The sequence below is a fragment of the Pseudomonas sp. FG1 genome (assembly GCF_034313875.1).
GTDB lineage: Bacteria > Pseudomonadota > Gammaproteobacteria > Pseudomonadales > Pseudomonadaceae > Aquipseudomonas > Aquipseudomonas veronii.
This window is the reverse complement of sequence record NZ_JAVIWP010000001.1, coordinates 5401006-5414159: the sequence shown is the minus strand read 5'-3', so window position 1 is coordinate 5414159 and position 13154 is coordinate 5401006. Positions and strand designations below refer to the sequence as shown.

The 13154-nt window shown below is 62.4% G+C and carries 10 protein-coding genes and 2 pseudogenes; 5 read left to right on the top strand and 7 right to left on the bottom strand.

The features are described from left to right. Positions 1–57: 57 nt before the first annotated feature. Positions 58–957, bottom strand: a complete 900-nt coding sequence (locus RGV59_RS24665) for a hypothetical protein (protein ID WP_126585737.1) — start codon at positions 955–957, stop codon at positions 58–60. Positions 958–1358: 401 nt separating this feature from the next. Here RGV59_RS24665 and RGV59_RS24660 point away from each other — a divergent pair. The 3 genes and pseudogenes from RGV59_RS24660 to RGV59_RS24650 all read left to right on the top strand — a co-directional run. Then, a pseudogene (locus tag RGV59_RS24660) lies at positions 1359–1508 on the top strand (acyl-CoA synthetase); the annotation flags it as partial. After that, positions 1505–2090 (top strand): annotated as a pseudogene (locus tag RGV59_RS24655) (ABC transporter ATP-binding protein). The pseudogenes RGV59_RS24660 and RGV59_RS24655, both read left to right, overlap by 4 nt. 12 nt (positions 2091–2102) lie before the next feature. Further along, positions 2103–3497, top strand: a complete 1395-nt coding sequence (locus RGV59_RS24650) for an FAD/NAD(P)-binding protein (RefSeq protein ID WP_126585736.1) — start codon at positions 2103–2105, stop codon at positions 3495–3497. Positions 3498–3519: 22 nt separating this feature from the next. Here RGV59_RS24650 and RGV59_RS24645 read toward each other — a convergent pair whose 3' ends face one another. Genes RGV59_RS24645 through RGV59_RS24630 form a run of 4 tightly spaced genes read right to left on the bottom strand, consistent with a single transcriptional unit; the run spans position 3520 to position 8140 of the window. After that, on the bottom strand, positions 3520–4773 hold the full coding sequence (locus tag RGV59_RS24645; RefSeq protein ID WP_079444198.1) for an efflux RND transporter periplasmic adaptor subunit: 1254 nt from the start codon (positions 4771–4773) through the stop codon (positions 3520–3522). Then, a complete protein-coding gene (locus tag RGV59_RS24640) occupies positions 4763–6244 on the bottom strand; it encodes a TolC family protein (protein ID WP_126585735.1) in 1482 nt (493 codons plus the stop codon). Before RGV59_RS24640 ends, RGV59_RS24645 begins: the two co-directional genes overlap by 11 nt. Further along, complete coding sequence (locus RGV59_RS24635; protein ID WP_126585734.1) at positions 6237–7436, bottom strand: ABC transporter permease; 1200 nt, start codon at positions 7434–7436, stop codon at positions 6237–6239. The genes RGV59_RS24640 and RGV59_RS24635 overlap by 8 nt, the downstream gene beginning before the upstream one ends. Continuing rightward, the gene (locus tag RGV59_RS24630) at positions 7433–8140 is read right to left on the bottom strand and encodes an ABC transporter ATP-binding protein (protein ID WP_017848077.1); all 708 of its coding nucleotides are present in this window, start codon (positions 8138–8140) and stop codon (positions 7433–7435) included. The genes RGV59_RS24635 and RGV59_RS24630 overlap by 4 nt, the downstream gene beginning before the upstream one ends. 356 nt (positions 8141–8496) lie before the next feature. On the opposite strand from RGV59_RS24630, the gene RGV59_RS24625 reads away from it, so the two are divergent. Beyond that, positions 8497–9249: a TetR/AcrR family transcriptional regulator gene (locus RGV59_RS24625; protein WP_017848076.1), complete on the top strand. Its 753-nt coding sequence runs from the start codon at positions 8497–8499 to the stop codon at positions 9247–9249. A 168-nt stretch (positions 9250–9417) separates the two neighbouring features. Here the strand turns inward: RGV59_RS24625 and RGV59_RS24620 are convergent, their stop codons facing one another. Then, positions 9418–10479 (bottom strand): FUSC family protein, encoded by a 1062-nt coding sequence (locus RGV59_RS24620; RefSeq protein WP_126585773.1) that lies wholly within the window; start codon positions 10477–10479, stop codon positions 9418–9420. 23 nt (positions 10480–10502) lie between these two features. Beyond that, positions 10503–12119: an NADP-dependent glyceraldehyde-3-phosphate dehydrogenase gene (locus tag RGV59_RS24615; RefSeq protein WP_104902875.1), complete on the bottom strand. Its 1617-nt coding sequence runs from the start codon at positions 12117–12119 to the stop codon at positions 10503–10505. Positions 12120–12257: 138 nt separating this feature from the next. Here RGV59_RS24615 and RGV59_RS24610 point away from each other — a divergent pair, with 138 nt between their 5' ends. Then, positions 12258–13121, top strand: coding sequence for a Dyp-type peroxidase (locus tag RGV59_RS24610; protein ID WP_102651088.1), 864 nt, complete (start codon positions 12258–12260; stop codon positions 13119–13121). Positions 13122–13154: the final 33 nt, after the last annotated feature.

Genomic DNA, 13154 nt, shown 5'->3' with positions numbered 1-13154 from the left:
GAAAGGACCGTCGGGTGGTGTGAATAACTCACAACACCCGACGACGACTCACGGTTCTCATCGTTCCATATCGAAAATTCCATTTTCTACTTTTAAGACGCGTACTCTGCCATCGTCAAGTTCGACGGTTGCCGTGAAGTTAAATTGTCCTGAGAGTTTTCCTGCAAAGCTCTCGAAGTTTGGAATGGATTTAAATGTGATCGTGCCGCTGTCGGCCGGCCAGACGAGGCTTTCAGGGATATTGAAGAAGAATATCCGCACCTGTTTACTGTCTGGACTAAAGCTGTAAGTGCCGGGTGCAAGGCCTTTGGCTATGTTGATGGATAATCGATAGTCCTTGAGGTCGGGTTTCGACGTGAACTGTCGTGACCAGGCCTGTAGATAAGCAGGGAAACTACCTGAATCGTCTCCTAGGCTGAACGCTGTCTCAGTAGATTCATAGCGCTCAGTAATTAACTCGCTGAAGTCGCATACTATTGAACCGCTGGCTCTGGCTTTTTCGTCCTCGGTAAATCCTTGGAGTTTCATCTCGCCCTGGGTAAGAGAGACTGTTTTTGAACCGCTTTGTGCTGCAAACTCGAAGGTTGACTCCACTGTCTGCAGGTTGCTGTTCAGCGTGACCGTCACACTTCCGCTGATGGCGGTGTAAGGGCGAAATGACGAGGAAGTTGCTTTTGTCCATGACGCATTGGCTTTCCCCTGCGCACCATGGTCGTCAACGATTGCGTAGGTTTTTTTTACAACGTCACCCTCGTTAGGCAACCACAGCGAAATATATTGATATTGACCAAGATGGTCTTCATCGCTTGCGCCTGAGATATACCATCTGTTTGTTTTTTCATCCAGATAGAAATAGAAGCGTGTGCCCTCGAAACTGTTAAAGTCCTCGTCGTCATTCACTATTGCACTGGCTGTGCCTGAAGTGGCTTTTGGCTTGGTTTTATTCGAGCTGCTCATAAGCGGCTCTCCTTTGTTGTGACGTGGGTTCGGCTTGAGTCTATTAAGCGGGCAATACAATATCTACTGTCAAAAATGACAGGTATAACGTGATCGTTTCTAATAGCGAAAATGGTTATTCGGAACACATGTTTGAATGCCGCTCACTTATCAATTCCGACCCCGCTCGGCAGGGTATTCGCTGTTGCTCCAGCAACAGCGAAGAAGCACTTTGTGCTGTGTCAGCTTCATAACTGTTGATGAACGCCTGGGTTATGCGGCGTTTTATATCGGCATGGTTCCTGCTTAGCCTTTATATCAACGCTATCGACTTTCCGTTCAATCCTCATTCAGCCAGCGGACCACCGCACGCTTACCCACCCAATAGGAGCATCACCCCTATGAGCGTGCATGTACTCAAACCTCCGTCGGCTCTGCGCCGTCTGCTGAAAAACCGCGTGCGCAAACTGCTGGGCTTTCAACGCCTGGCCTCTATCTGGCAGCCACCCAGCACGGGCAAGTCCGTTGTCGAGCCGGTGTGGCTGGCTGAATTCAAACGGGACATCGCATGAGCCAAGCCATTCTCCAGGTGCGGGATATCTCGCTGACGGTCAACGACATCGAAGTGATCTACGACGGCGCGATCCTCGCCGTGGCCGGGGTGTCGCTGAGCGTGCCCAAGGGCGCGATCGTCGCCTTGCTCGGCGCCAATGGCGCCGGCAAGAGCACCACGCTCAAGGCGATCTCCGGGCTGGTGCGCGCCGAGCGTGCCGAAGTCAGCCGTGGCGTGATCGAATACGCCGGCCACGACCTGGCCGGCGTCGACCCCAGCCAACGGGTGCGCCAGGGCATGGTGCATGTACTCGAAGGTCGCCATCGGCCGGGCGTTGATGACCCGTCCTACTTTGGTACTGCTCGACGAGCCGTCCATGGGTTTGGCGCCTATGATCGTGCAGGAGATATTCGAGATCGTCGCGCAGCTCAACCGCGAGCAGCAGGTGAGCTTCCTGATCGCCGAGCAGAACATCAACGTCGCGCTCAACTATGCGTCCCACGGCTACGTGCTGGATACTGGCCGCGTGGTCTTGAGCGGCAGCGCCGCTGAACTGTTGGCGCGGGGCGATTTGCATGACATCTATCTGGGTAAACAGTAAAGGCGAACAGGCATGACTGAATCCATCCGCAACGCCGATGTCCTGATCATCGGCGGCGGCCTGAGCGGTACGATGCTGGCCGTGCAACTGCTGCGCTTGCCCGGCTCGCGGCAGATCCTGGTGATCGAACCGCGCGCCGAACTTGGCCGCGGCGAGGCCTACAGTGCGGTCGAGCTGGGCCATACCTTGAACGGCAATGCGGCGCGCATGAGTGTCGACCCGGACAACGCCGACGACCTGACCCAATGGCTCACCGACTACATCGGCGCCGGCGGCTGGCCGGAGTCGGACCAGCAGCATGTGCCGATCAGCGAGCTGTTCCCGCCGCGCGGGATGTTCGGGTTGTACGCGCAGCAACGCTTGGCCGAGGCCAAGGCGCTGTCGACGTCTACCGTCGAGCATATCCGCGCCGAAGTGGTCGACCTGCAAGTGGACTCCGCCTCGACGCTGCTGACCCTGGATAACGGCCAGCAATTGCGCGGTGCCCAGGCGGTGTTGGCGACCGGCATGTTCCCGGCGGCGCGCACGCCGCAGACCGAATCCAGCGGCTTGAACGCTGCCGCAGTCGACCCGTGGGACGTGCAGGCCATGAGCCAACTCGACCCGCGCGCGACGGTGCTGATCATCGGTTCCGGGCTGACCATGGTCGACGCCGTGGTGTCCCTGGAACAGGCTGGGCACCGGGGCCCGATCGAGGTGTTCTCGCGCCACGGCCTGCTGCCCCATGTGCGTCGACAGCCACCGGGCTGGGACGATTTTCTCGCCGCCGACCACCGCCTGCGCAGCCCTCGGCAGTTGCTGCGCGAGGTGCGTCGGCAGTGTCGCATCGCGACGGCGCAGGGCATCGATTGGCAGGCGCCGCTGGACACCGTGCGCGCGCATATCGGCCGTTTGTGGAGCCAGGCCAGCGAGCGCGAGAAGCGCCAGTTCGTGCGGCATGTGCGGCCGTGGTGGGAAAGTCATCACCACCGTTCGCCGCCGCTGAGTGCGCAGTTGGTGGCGCGTCTGCATGAGGAAGGGCGCCTGCGCATTCGCGCGGCGTCGTTCAAGGGCTTGGCGCCTGCGGTCAACGGCGTCAGCATCCGCTTGCGTTACCGTGGCGAGCAAGCGATCACCCAGGTTGCGGGCGCGGCACTGATCAATTCCAGCGGCATCGAATACGACTGGCGCCGCGTAGCCCGGCCGTTGCCCCAGCAGTTGCTCAAACGCGGGTTGATCCAGCCCGGGCCGCTGGCGCTGGGGATCGCAGCGGATGCCTCGGGGGCGGTGCTGGATGCCCAGGGCCAGGCCAGCCGGCGCCTGTTCGCCATGGGCCCGCCGCTGCGCGGGATGTGGTGGGAGAGCACGGCGGTGACCGATGTGGCGCTTCAGGCCAAGGCGCTGGCGTTGAAGCTGACAACGATCTAAAGGTGGGAGGGGGCAACTTCCTCTACCTAGGGGTCTTCACAAAACCGGGTTTTAGGCCAAACACCTCGACGCCCTGCGGCGTCGATTGCCCGGTGGTCACGGTCACGCGCTCCACCGGCTGGTCCATCGTCGGCCGATATTCGACGGTCATGTCCGGCTGGATCGCCTGGCTCGGAATCACGATCGCCTGCGCGTTGTTGTAAGTGACGATGGTCAGTCGCGCACTCATCCCCAGCCGTACCCGCTGCAATTGCTGCGGGGTCAGCCTGGGGATCGACAGGGTTACCGGGAACTGCGCGCTGCCCTGGGTATCGCCGGCAATCGCCAAACCGCTGACCACACTCACCGAGCCGCTCAACCGTTCGCCGTCGAAGCCATCGCCCATCACTTCCACCGCCTGGCCCTGGTGCAGTTGGTTGATGTCCAGCTCGGAGACCCTGGCGACGATTTTCAGCCGTTCGATATTGGCCAGACCGAACAACACCTGGCCCTGGCTGACCTTGCTGCCGGCCTGCACCGGGGCGTTGGTGTTGCCCGCGCCTGCTGCCGCGTTGCTGCTTCCGGGTGCGGGCACCACGATGCCGGAGAAGGGTGCCTTGACCTCCTTGTCTTCGAGCTGTCGGTAGAGCGCGTCGTACTTCACCGTGGCATTGGTCAGCTCCATCTCGGCGATCTGTCGGTATTCGCCCTTGCCTTGCTCCAGTGCCTGTTGCAGTTCATCGCGTGCGGCGATCAGGTCCAGTTGTTGCTGCTGGGTCTGTTGCTTGAGGTCGTCCAGTTCGTTGCGCGGGATGATGCCGCGCTGAAACAGGTTTTCGCTTTCGGTGAGTTTGCGCTGGGTGTTGTCGGCGCTCATTTGCGCGGTGCGCAGGCTGCGGCGTGCACGGCTGACGGTGGGGCTGCTGTCCCAGTCTTGCATTTCCTGCACGGTGCGCCGGGCCTTGAGTTGCGCGGAGAGTGCATCGCGCAGTTGCACTTCGAGCAGGGCCGGGTCCATGCGCAGCAACACTTGCCCGGCGTCGACGCGTTGGCCTTGCTCCACCAGGTTGGCCTGCACATTGCCGTCGAACGGCGCGGTGAGGGTGAGGGTGGTGTCGGGCTCGATCTTGCCCACCAGGCCGATCTGATGCACCAGCGCGCCAGGCGTCACCGCCAGCCACTGTTCGGTCGGGAGGATCGGGTCGGCGGCGCTGCGATGGCTTTGCACCGCAACGCCGGCGGCCGCCAGCAACACGATCAATCCAGCCGCCAGCAGGCGTTTTTGGTTAGTAGTCATTGAGGGCGATTTCCCAGCTTTCCAGCGTCATGCCCAGGGTCAGATCGAGCTGGGTCTGGGCGTTCAAGTAAGCGATCAGCGCATTGAGCTGCGTGTTTTCGGCGTTGCGCAGGTCGGTCTCGAAACTCAGCACCTGGAAGTTGGTGGAGCGCCCGGCGCTGAGTTTTTCGCGTTCGATCTCGATCTTGCGCCGCGACAATTCCACGGCGCGTTGGGAGATTTCGTACTGGCGCCAGCGCGTGCCGAGGTCGCGCACCACGTTGTTCACGCTGCGTTCCAGTTCCTGGCGGGCGTCGGTGATGCGGATGGCCTGATCCTCCACATTCACCCGCGCGCGCACTTCGGCCTGGCGCGTGCTGATGTCGCCGATGGGGATTTGCACCTGCACCCCGGCGTAGCTGTCCCAACTGCGGTTGTCGCCGCTGCCGGTGTCGTTGTCGTAGTTGTTGCGTATCTGGTTCGCCCCGGCCACCAGGTCCACTTGCCAGCGCCCGGAGTCTTTGGCGATCACCAGGTTGAGGTCGGCCTGCTGGCTGCCGAGCAGGGTGGCGAGGTACTCCGGTTGCTGGTTCTGCGCCAGGTTGAAGGCCTCGCGTTTGTCGATCTGCATGGGCTTGGCCTCCAGGGCTTCGGTGGCGCGGATCGGCGTCGACAGGTCGAGGGCCAGCAGGCGCAGCAAGGCCAGGCGGCTGGTGTCGAGTTGGTTCTGCGCTTCTTCCACGCCCAGTTGCTGAGTGGCGATATCGGCTTCGGTCTGCACGATCTCGAACTCGGCCATGCGCCCGGCGCTGATCAGCGCCTTGTTGACTTCCAGCAAGGTGTTGGCGCGTTTCAGCGCGTCCTGGACGATGCTCAGTTGCTCCTGGGCGCGCAGCAACTCGCGGTAGGTGGCGATGATCTGGCTGATGGTTTGTGCCACGGTGGCCTTGAGGTTCAGGCGGTTGGCCTGCTCCGACAGGCGCGACAGGCGCAACGGCGCGGTGGTCGCGTCCCAGCCGGCGCCGCGCATCAGCGGTTGGATGAGCGCCAGGTCGAGGCCGTCGCTGCGGTAGCGACCGGCCCGGTTGGCGTTATTCAGTTGCTGGGTCCAGGCCATGCTCAGGCGCGTGCCGTACTCGCCCAGCAGGCTGGTGGCAGGGGCCACGTTGGTATTGCGTGCATTGTCGGCGGAGCCGCGGGAGCTGCGGTAATAGCTGTTGAGGGTGAGCTTGGGGTTGAACACGTCTTCGGCCACGCGCAGGTCGAATTTCTGCGCGACCCGCTGCAGGTAGGCGCTGCGAATCGCCGGATTGTTGCGCAGGCCCAAGTACACCGCGTCGCCCAGGGTAACGGCGGTGACCTGGGCATTCAGCGAGACGCCGCGATCATAGCCACTGCGCGTGGTGCTGGGCGCTGCGGGACGGATCACCACGTCGGCGGCGACACTCGGCAGGCTGATCAGCGCCAGGAGCAGCAGCAGGCGTTTATTCATCGCGCAACGCCTCCACCGGCTGCAACCGTGAGGCCGAGACCGCCGGGTAAATGCCGAAGAACAACCCCACCAGCAAGGTGCTGCCCACCCCCAGGGGCAGGGCGGCGACCGCCAGGGCGAAGGCCCAGCCCGACAGCCAGGCGTAGAGCCACGCGGCGGTCATGCCGAGCACCGCGCCGCACAGCGCGCCGACGGCGGTGAGGGTGATGGCTTCGAGCAGGAACAGGTTGCGGATATCCCGCTGGCGCGCGCCGAGCGCCATGCGAATGCCGATCTCGCGGCGGCGTTCGGAGACGTTCATCAGCATCACGTTCATCACCCCGACACCGCCGCCCACCAGCGAGATCGCGCCCAGGGCCAGCAGCAGGTAGGCGAAGGTGCGGCTCTGCCGGGTCATGCCGTCGATCATTTGCTGGGGCACCGTGATGTCGACACTGTGCTCGGTCAATTGGCGTTGCAGCGCGGCGGCGGCGTCCCGGGCGATGCGTTCCATGTCCTGGCCCGGTGCGGCGCGGATGATCACGTTGCCGATTTGCGGGCTGGCGTAGATGCGGCGCATGCCGTCGGCGGGAATGAACAGCGATTCGTTGGCCTGCACCGGCATCAGCATCGCCCGGGGCTGGTGGTGCAGGATGCCGACCACCTGGAACAGGTAGTCGTTGATACGCACGCGGTCGCCCAGCTTTAACGGCGCGCCGGGGGGGCCAAGGGCCTGGGCGATCTGGTCGCCGATCACGCCGTAGGTTTCGTTGGCATCGAACGCCGACAGGAAGCGCCCCTCGCGCAGCGCCAGGCGCAGGGCCGCGGGGATATCCGCTGTGCTGCCGACGAAGTTGGCGTTGACGCTGCGGCCCTGGAACACGATGGGGCCGCTGAACAGGCTCAGCGCGCCGATGTGCGCGATCCCGGGCACTGCCTGGCGCACGGCGTCGAGGTCTAGGCGGGTACGCATCGGTACGCTGCTGTCGGCTTTGGGCGGAAACTGCGCGACCAGGGTGTCGGTGCCCATGTCCTTGAAAATCAGCGCGGCATCCACCGCCGCGTTATGCCCGATATTGATCAGCGCCACCACCGACGAACTGCCGATCACGATGCCCAGCAGCGCGAGGATCGAGCGCTTGCCCAGGGTGCGCAGGCTGACGAACGCTTCATGCAGTAATTGGCTCAGGCTCTGCTCGACCCGCAGGCTCATGGGCGCCCGGCCTCATGCACCACGCCGTTGCGCACCAGGATCTTGCGCTCCAGGCGTTCGGCGATGTGTGCGTCGTGGGTGACGATGATCAGCGTGACCTGCTGCTCGCGGTTCAGCGCCAGGAGCAGGTCCATGATGTCCTGGGCGGTGCTGCTGTCGAGGTTGCCGGTGGGTTCGTCGGCCAGGATGACCGAGGGCTTGCCCACCAGCGCCCGCGCAATCGCCACACGTTGGCGCTGGCCGCCGGAGAGGTCGGCGGGGCGATGGTGCGCGCGCTCGGCCAGGCCGACTTGTTCGAGCATGCGCAGGGCCTGCTCCACCGACTCGTGGCGCGACACGCCGCGATAACTCAGGGGCAGGGCGACATTGTCCAATGCGCTGAGGCGCGGCAGCAGGTTGAAACTCTGGAACACGAAGCCGATCTGCTGGTTGCGGATCGCCGCCAGTTCATCCGGGCTGGCGCTGAAAATGTCGTGGCCGGCAAAGCGGTACTGGCCGCAGTTGGGCAGATCCAGCAGGCCGAGGATGTTGAGCAGGGTACTTTTGCCGGAGCCGGAGGCGCCGAGGATGCCGCAGCTGTCACCGCGGGCGATGGACAGGCACACATCGTTGAGGATGGACAGGTGCTGTCCGGCGAGCTGATAGCGTTTGCCGATGCCTTGCAGGGAGATCAAGCCTGGGTGCGCGGGGGTATCTGTCATCATGACTACGCCTGCAGTCTCGACGCTGCCGTGCTGCCCCGGTAAAGATTTGTAACAAGTTCGGGAGCTGCCTGGGACACGTCACGGACTGGTTTGATTTCTTGTTTTTAAAATATTCTTTGAATACTAACCGCGTTCAACCGGCTCCGCCAGCCATCGTTGTAGAGGGTTTTTACCCTTTGAAATAAATGCACCGGGGGCAAAACCCACCGCGCAAAAATCCTTTGGTCAGCCTCGACGGGCCCGTCTGCCAAGGCTTGCGCTGATATGGCGCAGTGTCACTACTTGCTTTCGAGCGGTGGCCCCGGTATAAAAAATCAAATTTATTTTTAAAACAATATTTCCCGCGTGGAACTTTTATGGTCGTGAAGAAAGTCAGTTCTCCAAACGTTACCAAGACTCGATTGCTGGATGCGACAGAGGCTCTCTTCATCAAATACGGGTATGACGCTGTTTTGTTGCGGCAGATTACCGAGCGTGCCCAGGTGAATCTGGCTGCGGTGAACTATCACTTCGGGGACAAGGACGCCCTGATGAAAACCCTGCTGATGCAGCGCCTGGAGCCGCTCAACGAGCAGCGCCTGGAACTGCTGGCACGCTGCGAAGCCGAATCCGACGGCCCCCTCGATTGCGACACGCTGCTCGGTGTGCTGTTCGCCCCGGCCATGGGCCTGGAGCGCAGCGACCCGGCGAGTGGGGAAGGGCGTTCGTTCATTCGTTTCCTGGGGCGGGTCTACAGCGACACCTCGCCGTTTATCCAGGAATACCTCAAGGTCCATTACCAGCCGGTGTTCCAGCGCTTCTTCGAAGCCTTCGCCCTGGCCTTGCCGGACTTGCCGCGCAACGAACTGGGGGTACGCCTGCAATTTGCCCTCAAGGCGATTTCCGGTGTGATGGCCGGCACCGAACTGCGCCTGCTGATGAACTCCATGAGCCTGGGCCGCCCGGCCACGGATGCCGAAGTAATGGCCAAGTTGATCACGCTGGTCTCGGCGGCGATTCGCGTGCCGCAGCAAAGCCCCGAGGCGCAAGTGGCGTTGGCCAAGGTGCTCGATACCCAGCGCGCCATTCGCGAGCAAGCGTCCGCGCCCGCCGGCAAGGTGGCGCGCTAGCTCGAATCCGGGACAAAAAAAAGCCCGCTGGGGCGGCGGGCTTGATGTACAACGTTTGTAACGGATGAGGCTTCACCCTACGTCCCGCGATGTGAATAAGTCGTGAAAAATATGTAAGAAAAAGTGTGAAAGTGTTGGCGCAGGTAAACGCGCTAAATGCCCTCAGGTTCAGATCTTCCAGCGGCCAGCACTTTTGGCCAACTGCTGGCGCATCTCATCCACATTTGCCGCCAATTGCACGGTCAGCAACCGATACCCATCCAATGCACTGTAGACCGGCGTATCCAATGTCGGCTCGGTAGCGGTGGCCTGGCTCGGCCGCTCCAACCGTGGTGTCACGCCCGACCTCAGCGCGCGCGCCATGCCCACCAATTGCACGCGAATCTTCCGATGCTCGCCCTTCAACATTACCTGCATCCGCGCCATCGCCTGCTCGTCGCGAGGGTCCGGCCGGGTGTTGCCCAGAATCTCCAGGGTGCTGATGCACATGCGCAAATGCCGCTGGATCGTGTCCAACTGGGTCATGGAGATCCGTACCTCCTTGGACACCGAGGGCATCAACGAACGCAGTTGCAGCATCGCCGTATTCACGTGGCTGAGCAGTTTAAGGTGTTCGTCGTCGGTGACCGATTGACCGCTGATGATGCGGTTATAGATCGCGGCACAGTCGCGCAAGGCACTGGCCAGGTTGTAGCGCCAGGAGTACACGGCATACAGCGGCAAGGCGAAGGAAAACGCCAGGGCCAACGCGATACCGATCAGGATATCGACCGTGCGCCACAGCCCGTCCGACAGCGGATTGTCGCCATGCCCGGCGACGATAAACACGGTGATCGCCGACAACAAGGCGGTGTATCCGCCCTTGCCGATGGCGTGATACGAGAAGAACCCGCACACCACCGACATCAACAAGTAGGTCAGCAGCGGCTGCCCCACATACGTCTCCTGCACCACCAGCAGCAAGCCGACGCTGGCGCCGATCAGTGTGCCGTAGGCGCGCTCCATGGCTTTCTTGCCGATATTGCCGTGGTGCTGCAGGCCGCCGATCACCACCAGCATGGTCACCGACGCCCACTCGCCGTGGGGCAGGTTGATGCCGGTGGTCAGCAGGATCGTCGCCAGCAAGCCGATGGACACGCGCACGGCGTGGATCAGCTTGGCATGGCGATAGCGGCGGTAAGGGTCGAGCAGCGGGCGCAGCAGGCGCCGGGCAAATACAGGCAAGTGCAGGTTAATCAACGGCGAGGCGTCCTCTAGAAAATGTAGTCAGTGGTCAAGAAGCTCGAGTTGCGGTTGTGCAGGATCTCGCTGAGCAGTGCCTTGTTACTGTCCTGGAACTTGGTCGCCACCAGGGTGCGGATCGAGAACACACGCAAGGCGTCATGTACCGACAGTGTGCCTTCGGCCGAGTTCTTGCGGCCGTTGAAGGGGAAGGTGTCCGGGCCGCGCTGGCACTGGGCGTTGATATTGATGCGGCCGACCTGATTGGCGAAGGTGTCCACCAGCCGTCCGATTTCGGCCGGGTCGGTGCCGAACAGGCTCAGTTGCTGGCCGAAATCCGATTCCAGTACGTAATCGATCACTGTCTCCAGGTCACGGTAGGGCACGATCGGCACCACCGGACCGAACTGTTCCTCGTGGTACACGCGCATCTGCGGGTTGACCGGGTACAGCACCGCCGGGTAGAAGAACGAACCGCGACTGACGCCGCCATCGGCATTCATCACGCGGGCGCCGTGTTGGGCTGCATCGGCCACCAGTGCCTTGAGGTAATCGACCTTGCCCACTTCCGGCAGCGGCGTCAGCGCCACGCCGTCGTCCCACGGCATGCCGGGCTTCAAGGTCGCCAACTTGGCGTTGAATTTCTGGATGAAACTGTCGACCACGTCTTCATGCACAAACAGGATTTTCAACGCGGTGCAGCGCTGGCCGTTGAACGACAGCGAGCCGGTGACCGCTTCGCTGACGGCATTGTCCAGGTCGACCTGGGGCAGCACGATGCCTGGGTTTTTCGCGTCCAGGCCCAGGGCTGCGCGCAGGCGGTGCGGGCGCGGGTGCAGTTTTTTCAGGTCGCTGGCGGCCTTGTTGGTACCGATGAACGCGAAGATATCGATCTTGCCGCTGGCCATCAGCGCGCTGACGGTTTCGCGGCCGCTGCCATAGATCACGTTGATCACCCCGGCCGGGAAGCTGTCGCGGAATGCCTCCAGCAGCGGGCGGATCAACAGCACGCCGAGCTTGGCCGGCTTGAACACCACGGTGTTGCCCATGATCAGCGCCGGGATCAGTGTGGTAAACGTCTCGTTCAGCGGGTAGTTGTACGGCCCCATGCACAGCGCCACGCCCATCGGTACGCGGCGGATCTGGCCGAGCGTGTCCTGTTCCAGCTCGAAGCGGCTGCTGCGGCGGTCGAGTTCCTTGAGGGCATTGATGGTGTCGGTGATGTAGTCGCAAGTGCGGTCGAACTCTTTCTGCGAGTCCTTGAGGTTCTTGCCGATTTCCCACATCAGCAGCTTGACCACCGCATCACGCTGTTCGCGCATGCGCCGCAAAAACGCTTCGACGTGGCGGATGCGGTCGACCACGCGCATCGTCGGCCATTCCCCCTGGCCACGGTCATAGGCGCGCACGGCGGCGTCGAGGGCGCTGAGGGCGGTGTCGGCATCCAGCAGTGGCGTGCTGCCGATTTGTACGCGCTCATCGCCCAGTTGCACCGGGCTGAGCACTTGGGCCAAGGGGCCGTTCCACACCCGCAACTGGCCGTCGACCAGGTAATCGCGCTGTTCGATGGGCGCTCCCAGGCGGAATTGCTCGGGAATATCGGCGGCGCAGGAAGGAAACAGCTGGGCGAGCAGGTTATCGGTGGTCATGTCGCTACCCCTGAAATAGTTGCAAAACATGACTAGAGAGTCACCCAACAACGGGTTCTGTGGCAAGGCTTGCGCGCTTTCTTGTACGCACGGCTGCACATGGCGGGTAAACTGCGAGGCTTTCTTGAAGGAGTTCACATGAGTCAGTACCAGCCGGGCATTCTTGCCGCACCGGTGCCGTTACAGGCACGCCATCTGTTTTTTGCCGTGGACTCCCTGGCCGCTGTACCTGCTGCGTTGAACGCATTGGTGCAGTGGACGGATTCGGCCGCAGTGGTCGGTCTGGGTGAGCCGCTGGTCAACGCACTGGGCGCGCGGATCGAAGGGCTGCGCGCATTCCCCGCCGTCAGCGCGCCGGGCGCGCACAACCCCTCCACGCAGCAAGCATTGTGGGTGTGGCTGCATGGCGTGGATCGCGGCGAATTGCTCTTGCGCAGCCGTGCGCTGGAGAAAGCCCTGGCCCCGGCGTTCCGCCTGGTGCAGTCGACTGAAGGCTTCCGCTACAAGAGCGGTTTTGACCTGACCGATTACGAAGACGGCACCGAAAACCCCCACGACGATGCCGCCGTCGAAGCCGCGCTGACCGACAGCGGCGCCAGCTTCGCCGCGATCCAGCAATGGCAGCACGACCTCGATGGTTTTGCCGCGTTGCCTGCCCAGGAACGTGACCACATCATCGGTCGCCGCCACGGCGACAACGAAGAACTGGAAGACGCGCCCGAGTCCGCCCACACCAAACGCACCGCCCAGGAAAGCTTCACCCCGGAAGCGTTCGTGGTGCGCCGCTCGATGCCTTGGGCAGAAAACGGCCAGGCTGGCTTGATGTTCCTCGCGTTCGGGCATTCCTTCGATGCGTTTGAAGCGCAACTGCACCGCATGAGCGGGTTGGAAGACGGCATCGTCGACGGCCTGTACCGCATCAGCACACCGTTGACCGGCGGCTATTACTGGTGCCCGCCGCTCAAGGACGGGCGCCTGGACCTGAGTGCCGTGTTGATCTGACCAGGCGCTTGCCTGGGTCATTGCGTCAGCCCA

Excerpts from the sequence above, each read along its gene's own strand:
- RGV59_RS24665 (WP_126585737.1), bottom strand. The coding sequence starts at position 957 with ATGAGCAGCTCGAATAAAACCAAGCCAAAAGCCACTTCAGGCACAGCC.
- RGV59_RS24650 (WP_126585736.1), top strand. The coding sequence starts at position 2,103 with ATGACTGAATCCATCCGCAACGCCGATGTCCTGATCATCGGCGGCGGC.
- RGV59_RS24645 (WP_079444198.1), bottom strand. The coding sequence starts at position 4,773 with ATGACTACTAACCAAAAACGCCTGCTGGCGGCTGGATTGATCGTGTTG.
- RGV59_RS24640 (WP_126585735.1), bottom strand. The coding sequence starts at position 6,244 with ATGAATAAACGCCTGCTGCTGCTCCTGGCGCTGATCAGCCTGCCGAGT.
- RGV59_RS24635 (WP_126585734.1), bottom strand. The coding sequence starts at position 7,436 with ATGAGCCTGCGGGTCGAGCAGAGCCTGAGCCAATTACTGCATGAAGCG.
- RGV59_RS24630 (WP_017848077.1), bottom strand. The coding sequence starts at position 8,140 with ATGATGACAGATACCCCCGCGCACCCAGGCTTGATCTCCCTGCAAGGC.
- RGV59_RS24625 (WP_017848076.1), top strand. The coding sequence starts at position 8,497 with ATGGTCGTGAAGAAAGTCAGTTCTCCAAACGTTACCAAGACTCGATTG.
- RGV59_RS24615 (WP_104902875.1), bottom strand. The coding sequence starts at position 12,119 with ATGACCACCGATAACCTGCTCGCCCAGCTGTTTCCTTCCTGCGCCGCC.
- RGV59_RS24610 (WP_102651088.1), top strand. The coding sequence starts at position 12,258 with ATGAGTCAGTACCAGCCGGGCATTCTTGCCGCACCGGTGCCGTTACAG.